The 9256-nt window shown below is 58.0% G+C and carries 11 protein-coding genes; 3 read left to right on the top strand and 8 right to left on the bottom strand.

Features of this window, described 5'->3' with window-relative positions:
- Positions 1-66: 66 nt before the first annotated feature.
- From CRI94_RS14260 to CRI94_RS14295, 8 genes are all read right to left on the bottom strand, one after another.
- Complete coding sequence (locus CRI94_RS14260) at positions 67-1503, bottom strand: hypothetical protein (protein ID WP_098077157.1); 1437 nt, start codon at positions 1501-1503, stop codon at positions 67-69.
- A 49-nt stretch (positions 1504-1552) separates the two neighbouring features.
- Positions 1553-2413 carry a hypothetical protein gene (locus tag CRI94_RS14265; protein ID WP_098077160.1) on the bottom strand — a complete coding sequence of 287 codons (861 nt, stop codon included), beginning with the start codon at positions 2411-2413 and terminating at the stop codon, positions 1553-1555.
- Between the two features lie 409 nt (positions 2414-2822).
- Positions 2823-3809: an alpha/beta fold hydrolase gene (locus tag CRI94_RS14270; RefSeq protein ID WP_098077163.1), complete on the bottom strand. Its 987-nt coding sequence runs from the start codon at positions 3807-3809 to the stop codon at positions 2823-2825.
- Between the two features lie 46 nt (positions 3810-3855).
- On the bottom strand, positions 3856-5118 hold the full coding sequence (locus tag CRI94_RS14275) for an amidohydrolase family protein (RefSeq protein ID WP_098077166.1): 1263 nt from the start codon (positions 5116-5118) through the stop codon (positions 3856-3858).
- Positions 5119-5347: 229 nt separating this feature from the next.
- A complete protein-coding gene (locus tag CRI94_RS14280; RefSeq protein WP_098077169.1) occupies positions 5348-5788 on the bottom strand; it encodes a hypothetical protein in 441 nt (146 codons plus the stop codon).
- Between the two features lie 72 nt (positions 5789-5860).
- Complete coding sequence (locus CRI94_RS14285) at positions 5861-6229, bottom strand: DUF5615 family PIN-like protein (RefSeq protein ID WP_098077172.1); 369 nt, start codon at positions 6227-6229, stop codon at positions 5861-5863.
- On the bottom strand, positions 6229-6447 hold the full coding sequence (locus CRI94_RS14290; RefSeq protein WP_098077174.1) for a DUF433 domain-containing protein: 219 nt from the start codon (positions 6445-6447) through the stop codon (positions 6229-6231). Before CRI94_RS14290 ends, CRI94_RS14285 begins: the two co-directional genes overlap by 1 nt.
- A gap of 178 nt (positions 6448-6625) precedes the next feature.
- The gene (locus tag CRI94_RS14295; protein WP_143815421.1) at positions 6626-7234 is read right to left on the bottom strand and encodes a hypothetical protein; all 609 of its coding nucleotides are present in this window, start codon (positions 7232-7234) and stop codon (positions 6626-6628) included.
- Between the two features lie 390 nt (positions 7235-7624).
- Here CRI94_RS14295 and CRI94_RS14300 point away from each other — a divergent pair, with 390 nt between their 5' ends.
- Genes CRI94_RS14300 through CRI94_RS14310 form a run of 3 tightly spaced genes read left to right on the top strand, consistent with a single transcriptional unit; the run spans position 7625 to position 9069 of the window.
- Positions 7625-8215 carry an RNA polymerase sigma factor gene (locus CRI94_RS14300; protein WP_218919403.1) on the top strand — a complete coding sequence of 197 codons (591 nt, stop codon included), beginning with the start codon at positions 7625-7627 and terminating at the stop codon, positions 8213-8215.
- On the top strand, positions 8212-8640 hold the full coding sequence (locus CRI94_RS14305; protein ID WP_098077183.1) for an anti-sigma factor family protein: 429 nt from the start codon (positions 8212-8214) through the stop codon (positions 8638-8640). Before CRI94_RS14300 ends, CRI94_RS14305 begins: the two co-directional genes overlap by 4 nt.
- A gap of 39 nt (positions 8641-8679) precedes the next feature.
- A complete protein-coding gene (locus CRI94_RS14310; RefSeq protein ID WP_098077186.1) occupies positions 8680-9069 on the top strand; it encodes a hypothetical protein in 390 nt (129 codons plus the stop codon).
- Positions 9070-9256 lie beyond the last annotated feature (187 nt).

A 9256-nucleotide genomic window follows, 5' to 3' on the forward strand; every position in this document is an offset into this window, starting at 1 on the left:
CCGCACGGGGATAAAGTTGAGGATGGGGGCCTCGATCACGGTCAATGCGTACGCCGCGGCTTGATGTCAGCAGGTCAGCGAGTATGTGGCCCGCAGCGTGCCGTCTTTCTGCCACCGGATCCACGCCGGGTCGCCTTGCGCCTTCCCCCATTCGCTTCCGCAAACCCGTTGCTTCTGCACGCGAAGCCATTCTCCTTGCGCTTCCAATGCCACAAGGCAGGTCGAGTCCGACAGCTTGTATGGCTGCACCGATGCGTCCGGTGACGGCTCCTCGCGCAGTTGTCTACCGGAATGAGGTGATACGCACAGCGTTTTGTCAGTTAAAAACTCAGGCCACGGCGTAAACTCCAGCGGTGCGCGATGGCGAAGCCAGTAGGCTTTTCTCGTTGCGTTGTTGACAATCACCTTGGACCACGTTTGTGTCCGATCAACAACGCGTAAGTAGAATTTCTCGTAGGTGAATGCGTCCACCTCGGGTACGAGCCACGCACTTTTTAGATCGCGAATGTACGGTGCGGTGATCTTTTCCTCCCAGTAGACGGTCAGCAAGCGATCGGGAGTCGCATCGGCCGTATCGGCATGCAGGCCAAACGACAGGGAGTCTCCTCGCTCAAAATCAAGAATGAATCCCTCCTCGAATCCAAGAACGCCCCGTCCGACGGGTAGCTCGTCGGACGCTGGCTTCGATGCTTTCTCTCTGTGTTGGCGGTAGAGACTAGAGGCGCGGGTGTGGATTTCGCCGAGATATCCGTAAAATGGTGCTGACTCTCGGTACTCGAGAAACGTCTGCTCGGCCTTGCCCGGGTGACTGATCGCGGCGGCCATGAGGATGTAGATCATGTCTTCTGCCTGGCCCACCTCGTCCGTGTCAATTCCCCCGTCGGATAATTCGCGAGCGCGCTGAAGAATGGAATCAACCTCCGCTGCCGTCAGACTCGGCGGGTCGAATACCCACCGCTTTGTCATGTGCACCTTCTCCTCTTGAGCCCGGAGCACATTCGCTTCGATATCGACGCGCCGCTCTTCCCAGTTTGGTCCGTACGGAAGATTTCGGTAGCGAGTCACGCGTACACTGTCCGAATACCGATCGAGTCGGGCACGGGTCAGCGCACCGTATTCGATGAATGTCGTATCGCGCCGACAGGCCAGGGCACCGAACTCACCGGCGTACATGACCCGGGGCGACTTCACCTCCTCGACATACCCGCAGAACATGACGGGGTCTACATCTTCGAACGAAACCATGAACGGATCGGCCCCCTTGTACCGGTCTCGGCATTCGCAGCTGGATGGTCGAGATAGCGTATCGGCAATCGTTTGTGCGAGACTTGCCGGTCTGCCGGAACCGCTGTCCGTGCCCGTGCTGGAAACCGCAGGGTCAGATGGAGGTGCAGATCCATCATTCTCCTGCGCTCGGCCCGACGATTGATTGCTGTACGCAAGAATGACTGCGCCGAGTATGACGGCAACAATGGCCCCTGCGGTAATTTGCTGTGACGACATCCGTTGTTTTCGTGGCGTTAGTCAACTGCAAGTAGGACAATAATCGCCTTTATGCAGGCGAGGCGGAAAAGTCAGATTCACGATACGTAATCTCTGACCGGTTCCCCTCTGGGTCGATACTGACCGTGGATACCTGAACAGGAGCATCGAGCCAGCGACTCAGATCGACGATAATGGACTCGACGATGCCAAGAAATGGTTTTGTGCCTCGGGCGGTAGACGAAACGGGCAGAAGAAGCCGAAAGCCCTCAGCGTCAGTCTCCAGCTTTACAGCGGGGATGGAACCCGGTCCATTCGAAAAGACGCCAATCGCTTCCAGGTACATTCCTGTGGTCGACGCGTGCTCCTCGGTCACGGGCGGCTCAAAATAGACGCTGCGCGCGGTATCTTCTGTGCGTATAGTCGAACCTGACAGGGAGCCTGCAATTTGCTCAATTCGGTTAGCTTCGTGCTCCACCAGGGAAGCTTCAGCGCCTGAGTTGGATCCAGGTAGACTCAGCGAGGAAAGCATGGTTGGTACCGAGAAGACACCTATCATGCATATATACACGAACATTCCTGCGAGCGTGATGCCGGCGACCCTCCAGGCAGAAGCTGGTCTCAGGTTGTCACGGGCATCAGTATCTAACTCGTCCTTCTGAAATTGAAGGTAGACGGTCATCGATAGTCCCGCCCAAAAGCCTGCGATGGCAACGGTGAGCGTTGTTGTCACCCACTCATCCGGTAGGAGAAGGAAGAGAATCATCCCAAACAATGCCAACATGACGCCTCCCCAGAGAGCGGACGAGCTACGCGACTCATTTCCGAGTACTTTGAAATTCCTCGATAGCAAGTATCCGCCTACAATCGGTCCACCAAAGAACGCGCCGTGGAAGATGGACCATTTGGTGTAATAGCGGTTCAAATCCATGAAACGGGAGGTGCCAATAAGACGGTCGTAAATCTACATCACAGTCAAACTCGCTGACAGCGGTGGTGTGAGCGCTGTGCCTAAAAGTTGGCAATATCTAAGAACAAATGCTGACTCCTTTCCATGATGACCAGGCACCGGGTTCAGTGCAGAGTTCTGTCCATGCGGAGCCATAGTTTCAGTGATAGTACACCATTGCCATCTGCGTGGCGATATTTGCCAGTGTCATATCCCGGCGTGAGGCACTCGGAACGTGTATATAGCACGGCACCGAATTGTGCGTTTTAGGGTGCGAGTAAACATACCATTGTCCTGATCCTGATTTTTGCGTCTCTATGTATTCCGCCGGTATGCCCCGCAGCACCGTTTCGCAGATGTGCAGAATAAACGAATGCCTCTGGTGCTCGATCTATTCGTTGGGTGAGCGCAGCGCACGCCGGAGGGCATCGCGAAACGCGTCTGGACGGTCAATCCATGCGTTGTGTCCAGCATTCTCAAGAGTCGTTATTTCTACACGTTCGAGTGTGTCGGCAACGCTGGGCCACCCGACCAGTCCGAAGTCGACCAGATCGTGGTCCCCGATAATCACCCACACCGGGATGTCCGACGTTTTCAGCGTCTCAAACTGATTTGCTCGTAGACGATCGGGTGTGTTTTGATTTATGAGTCTGGCAATGTTTCCGTTATAAAAGGCGCGGCCTCCCTGCAATTGCCGCCACCGCTCGATGTGATAGATGTTGCCCGACGCGAAGCCAATGCGCCATCGGGCCGTCTTTTCTCGATCCGATAAAGAATCTCGGTCCAGCCCCTCGTCGGCGATCTCCGCTTCTTCTCTTTCCTTGGCCCATCGGACAAATTGCTCGCGCGCTTGCCTCATCTTCTCTGGATTGGCAGCGCGAAACCCGGTCGGCACCACCGGGCCGGCGAGCACCAGTCGACGCAGGTGTTCGGGGTGCTGGTTGAGGTAGGCGTAGGCGAGACGTGAGCCCATCGAGTGAGCAAAAATGGTAAGCTGCTCCTGGCCGAGTTCGTGACGGAGAGCCTCAAGGTCCGCAACGAATCGCTGGAGAGAGATGGTGCTGTCGGGAGCGGGCGATCGCAACGATCCCCGTTGATCGTAGAACACGACATGGTACTGGTCTGCGAGCGGCTCGATAGCGGGCCACAGATAGCTATGCTCTGCGCCCCACCCGCCGTGGAGCACGACGACCGTATCGCCGGGAGCCGCTGCCGTCCCACATTCTACGACGTAGAGATCCGTCTCGTCACTCGTCTCGAGATACCAGTCGTCAGCCCCATCCGGGAGATGCTGTCCAATGGCAGGGTGAACGCATCCCGCGAGGAGAAGCACGATGCATAACGCGAAGGCGAATTGTGACCGAGATCGAGGTCTCATGAGCGGCTGAGCGTGCTAACGAGTGCAAGGTTGCGAGATGTGAAGATCAGCGGCTTCCTTCTCCCGTGATGATGTGTCCCTGTTTGACTCCAAGTCGAATCTGGGTGACCGCGTTAAAGTCGTCGACGGGGTTCTCGTTTAATACGAGGAAGCTCGCTTCGTAACCCTTGGCGAGGTGCCCGATCTTGCGGTTTGGGAAAATGGCGCGCGGCGTCGCCTCTGCCCAGATCTTAAGCAGCGTCCGGTTGTCGAAAACATCGTGATCGTGTAGGTACATCGCCTCGTAGAGAGCCGTCTTTTTCCACTCATCGGCCCCAAGTGCGATGCGTACGCCGGCCTCGTGGAGTTGGCGCAGCTGCTTGCGTTGACGGGCAATCTCGGCCTGAAGCGTATCCGGGTCGGCGCCCTCGACAAGCAGTGAAGCCGTCGGTGTGAGAACGACGCTGTCTTGTCCCGCTTTCCGAATCGTCGTGCGGCTAAGCCAGAATTCCTCCTCCCCGGTCCGAACGCCATCGTTACCGCTCGGAAGGTGGGCAATTGCATCGACCCCTGCGTCAAGCGCAATTTGAACGTCCTTCTCTGTGTTTACGTGGGCGAAAACCCGCTTGTCTACGTCGTGCGCACGGTCTACGACGGCTTCCAAGACCTCGGGGCAGAGTCCCCAGCACTCGTCGCGCTCGAGCCCTCGGGTCGTGTAGGTTAGGTAGACTTTGACGACATCGGGCTGCTGGGCCAGATAGTCCGACCACGTCTCGTCGACATGTTCGATCGTATCCATGAACCAGTAGGCGTCGTTCTGAAGCTGCAGGTTCTCCAGCGTCACCTCCTCGGTATCGGTGAAGATGCGCTCCATGGCCGCCGTCGGATGGCTCCCGGTCGAGGTGATACCGCCATTCGCGTAGGCCACATCGATGGTACTCGGCCCCTCAAACTGACTCTGAACGTTCTGAATCTCGGAGTACGGATTGGTCAGGTCGAGGGCATAAAAAAGGCCATTCGAGACGAAGAGGCTGTCCGCGAGGGGAATGGCGATTCCTCCTGCCCCGAGCATGTGGGTATGCGCGTCGCCGAACGGCGGGATGACGTAGCCTCCGTCGAGCTGGACCGTGGTATCGACCCGGGCCGACTCTTTGATGAAACGACCATCCTGAACGAAGAGCGTCCGCTCGTCAAACTCCGATCCGTCCCAGACGTGACCGCCGGTATACGCAACGATCTGTGTCGAGTCGGCGGCGGACTGGGCCTCTGCTATCCCGCCCGAGGTCCATAGAAGACAGCCAGCGAGGAGAATTGATAGGACGGGTCTCATGGCTTGAGAGCTGTCACGTAGTAGAAGAGATTGAGCGTAGTTGATCAGGGCTGCAGGCGATCAGCGATGGCACACCCGGTCACGGCCAACGAGCCGTGGGCTCCAAGCAGCCCTGGTTTCGCTTGAAGCTCTGCTGCGAAAAGGCGAAGCGGCTCAGACGGGTCGAAGTCGTAGCACGTCCGTGAGCAACGGGCCACCGAGCGTGTCTTTCGTCAGCACCTGAGCTGTATCATCGCTCTTTGGGCTCGTTGTCATCGAGCAGTTTCTCAGCACGAATTACGTCTGCACCGAAGACGAACAGTCGGTGCCGTGGATCATTCGGACCGCCGTATGGAATCGAGTCGCGCTTGTAGTCAATTGCGTGGTCCTCGAGTAGCGTCGCGGCCGTGTCAGCGCGAGTCACGTCCTCAAAGAAGCCGACCATGTGGGCCTTTGCATGGTCTACCTTGCGAAGCAGGTCATAGAATGCATCACAGGCGTCCGACTCGTCTTCGTATGCGCCCAAAAGCTGCTCTTTCTTCCCGCGCTCCACATAGAAGATTTTGAACACACCTCCGTCTTCTTCGAGGTGGAATCGGTCGTCGGATAAGGAGGGTGCACCGTCCAGACTGTATGCATTCGGGTTGAAGTGCTCTTTCGCCAACCGGCGCTTGAGTTCCGAGATGCGCATAAGCAGACAGTTGGTGAAGCGCTATTACGATTGAACTCTGCCGCGTGCAAAGGGCGTCGGCAGCAGTGGGGGCTATGTGGTGCCTCTGACTCGGATGCGATGCGCCTCAACCAGTAGCAGCTTCCCACGATAGTGTTCTCGGTCGGACTGGTCTCTCCGGTATCGTGTCAACCGCCCCGTAATCTGAGCGAGCACCTCGGGTCGATTTCTCACTTGCATGGATATGATGCCTCCGTACTTTGAAGGCGGATACCGCACGATGTCGGAAAAGTCGCCGTTCAATGAGAGCAGCACGGCACCAAGCATTTGCGCTTTTTCGATCACGTCCGGATCTGGAGCATCGGTGACCATCTGGTTGCGCAGTCGAAGCATCTCGTGACCTTTGGATTCGAGCGCTTCGGCGAGGGACTCCGGCACGCAGTGGTCGGCGAAGAAGCGCATTACACCGTCACCTCAAACTCTGAAAGATCTCGCGCATAGCTCAGGCACGCCGCTACGTCTTCCTGTTTTAAATCGGGAAACTCTCGCCGGAGGTCTTCCGTCGTGGCGCCGTTGGCGAGGTAGCCCAGGATGAGGCTTACGGGAATGCGTGTGCCTTTTAGGCGCGGCTTTCCCTTTAATACGTCAGGCGTGCTGACGATGTGTTCTTGCCAGTTCATGGTCGTGCTCTGCGATATGAGGAGACACAATCCAAATCAGCAAACCTTCGAGCAAGCGGAATGCTCCGACGACTCTGATGGCGACACATAGCGGATAGCGCTCCCCGGCGGTGATGAGGCGACGCCCCGCGGTGAGACACCGACACCGTCCGGTGCATCGAGTGGTTATACCGCTTGTTCAGACACTCTGATCAAGCAGAAACTTCGTCAGCATAAGTTCGCCCTTTGACCAAGCCTCTTCCCACTGTGCTTCTGGGCTTTCGAACGAGATGAGATAACATGTGCCCGTCTCCGTATTCCCAAAAGCAATGCGATGGGTTATGACCGGCGAGCCTGCATCGTTCGTGCTGCGCGTCCGCACACCGAACCCAGGCATAGTTTCTTCGCCAAGACGAGCTCGCTCTAATACTTCCTCATTGGTCTCGGGACCCGCGACTGAGATAAATGCCTTGGCATACGCAGCAGCTGGATATCCAGTCTTCTCTTCAACCTTCGGTATCACATTGATCGAGAGTCCGGTAGAAAAGCGCCCGTTTTTGGCAATGTCCTCTCGCGTGAGAAAATATGCTTGCGTCTCTCCTTGTTTCTGCTTGAGGAAGTGCCAGTTGTCGGGAAGTAGGAACGCGCCTTTAATTTCTGGAAGGTGCTGCCACTCGAAGTTGGCAGGAGAATCGGGAAGCTGCGTCTCTACCGGCGAAGACTTTTCTTCCACATCTTGCGCCATGAGAGGAGGCGCAAAAAGAAGAAGACAAAGAATCAATACGAGACGTGAAGTCGAAGGGATCATCCAGTACAGCGCTGTTGAAGAAAGAAAATCGGGGCAATGCGAAAAGCGGTATAACCTGTGTGTATGTCAACCGGTTTGACATATTACCCATTGACAGGGTGATATAATATATTAATTGTATACAGCAATGTCTAGGATGAGTCCGTGTATTCATGTGTGGTGGCGTCTGATGAATTTCTATCACCGTGCGCTCCGTCCTGGCCAGCGCCCCGCCTCCGTGTCGACTGCATCAAGGACAGGAAGCGGATTGAGTGCTTTATTGTTGAGATGACATGAAAGAGGCAATTTCCTGATCGTCGGATGGAATGAACCTCACCTCCGCCCGATCTAAACACTGAACGCCCGTCTCTCCGCCCTCGGCCGACTTTCCTTCGCCTCCACTTGTCGCCTGTGCCTGCTTCCGCTCCGACCGATGCCGAATTGCTTGCCCGTGCGCGGGACGGGCAGTCCAGGGCGTTTCGGCGGCTGGTGGAGCGGTACGAGGATCGGGTGGCGGCGACGGTGATCGGGATGCTGGGGCCGGGAGCGGAGGCCGACGACGTGGGACAGGAGACGTTCATCCGGTTCTATGAGGCGCTGGATCAGTACCGCGGCGACGCAGAGCTCGGCACGTACCTGACGCGCATCGCGATCAATCAGTCACTGAAGGCGCTGGACAAACGGAAGCGGTGGTACGATCGCTTCTGGAGTCGTGATGAGAACCCGGATGCGGCGCTCACCCGCGAACCACCGGTGGATGGTGACGAGGAAATCGATGAACGGGACCGTACGGAGCTCGTGCACCGGGCGCTCGACCACCTGTCGGACGACCACCGCGCCGTCGTCGTGCTCCGACTGCTCGACGGCTACTCGACGCGCGAGACGGCGGAGATCCTCGACGTTCCGGAGGGAACGGTGATGTCGCGTCTGTACCGGGCCACGTCCGCCCTCGAAACCCTGCTGAGCCCCTACCTTTCCGCTGACGACCTGCCCTCCCGATGAACGCTTCCGACCCGAACATGGACACCCGCCTCCTCTGCTACCTGACGGGCGACCTTTCCGCCGAAGAGACAGACCGCCTGGAGACCCGCCTCGCCAACGACCCGGAACTGCGCGCTCGGCTCGACCGACTCCGCGCGCTGAAGCACACGATGCAGTCGCCCCAGCGCCGTTTTGACAGCGGGTTCGCCGGTCGCGTCATGGATCGCCTGCGAGAGGCCGACCCTGTCCCCGCATTCGACCGCGCGCTGCAGACGATTTTCCTCCGCCTTGCCGTCGTGGTCCTGCTGATGATTGGCGGGATCGGGAGCTACAATGTGGCGACAAACGACGACGCGTCGGCCTCGGCGGTGGAGGCGGCCCTCGGGTTGCCGGATGTGACGCTCACCGCCGCGGCGCACGACACGCTCGTGCCGGCCGACGAGTAACCGCTCGCTCTGGACTTCTCCCTCTTGCCCTTTTTTGCTATGTCCTGGATGTCTTTTTCGCCGCGAACGAAGTCGGTGTTGCTGCTGGTCGTGACGCTCCTCCTCGGGGTCGTCCTGGGCAGCGTGCTGACGGGCTGGTGGGTGCAAAATCGGGCCGATCGGGTGCGCGCTCTCCGCACGCCCGGCGGCTTCGTGGAGCGGGTGATCCGACAGGTGGAGCCGATGTCACCGGCGCAGCGCGATAGCGTGGAAGTGATTGCCCGGCGCACGGCGCGCCAACTTGATCAATTGCGCCGTACCCACCGGCGGCAGACGATGACGGTCCTAGACTCGATGCGAACGGAGCTCCGGACGGTGTTGTCGGAAGAGCAGATCAACGCGCTGGATCGACGCTTCCAGCACCGTCGGCACCGGCGCGGACGCTTCTAGGTGGGAAGTCCGGCCGTGTGGACGTGTCGACGTTTGGACGTTTGGACGTGTTAAAGTATGAGAAGCTGTTTGGCGGATCGATTCGAACCGGGCCATTCAACAGAAAAGCGCCGGTCCTCGTCTTATGAGTGAAGCAGACTCGCTCACAAGACCGACTCAGAGCGATGGACCGAACCTATCCCTCTGA

This window comes from Longibacter salinarum, assembly GCF_002554795.1.
Classification (GTDB): Bacteria; Bacteroidota; Rhodothermia; order Rhodothermales; family Salinibacteraceae; genus Longibacter; species Longibacter salinarum.

What these genes read in the sequence shown, in the direction of transcription:
- CRI94_RS14310 (WP_098077186.1), top strand. Translation starts at nt 8,680, where the DNA reads ATGTCCTGGATGTCTTTTTCGCCGCGAACGAAGTCGGTGTTGCTGCTG.
- CRI94_RS14295 (WP_143815421.1), bottom strand. Translation starts at nt 7,234, where the DNA reads ATGATCCCTTCGACTTCACGTCTCGTATTGATTCTTTGTCTTCTTCTT.
- CRI94_RS14275 (WP_098077166.1), bottom strand. Translation starts at nt 5,118, where the DNA reads ATGAGACCCGTCCTATCAATTCTCCTCGCTGGCTGTCTTCTATGGACC.
- CRI94_RS14290 (WP_098077174.1), bottom strand. Translation starts at nt 6,447, where the DNA reads ATGAACTGGCAAGAACACATCGTCAGCACGCCTGACGTATTAAAGGGA.
- CRI94_RS14280 (WP_098077169.1), bottom strand. Translation starts at nt 5,788, where the DNA reads ATGCGCATCTCGGAACTCAAGCGCCGGTTGGCGAAAGAGCACTTCAAC.
- CRI94_RS14265 (WP_098077160.1), bottom strand. Translation starts at nt 2,413, where the DNA reads ATGGATTTGAACCGCTATTACACCAAATGGTCCATCTTCCACGGCGCG.
- CRI94_RS14305 (WP_098077183.1), top strand. Translation starts at nt 8,212, where the DNA reads ATGAACGCTTCCGACCCGAACATGGACACCCGCCTCCTCTGCTACCTG.
- CRI94_RS14260 (WP_098077157.1), bottom strand. Translation starts at nt 1,503, where the DNA reads ATGTCGTCACAGCAAATTACCGCAGGGGCCATTGTTGCCGTCATACTC.
- CRI94_RS14270 (WP_098077163.1), bottom strand. Translation starts at nt 3,809, where the DNA reads ATGAGACCTCGATCTCGGTCACAATTCGCCTTCGCGTTATGCATCGTG.
- CRI94_RS14285 (WP_098077172.1), bottom strand. Translation starts at nt 6,229, where the DNA reads ATGCGCTTCTTCGCCGACCACTGCGTGCCGGAGTCCCTCGCCGAAGCG.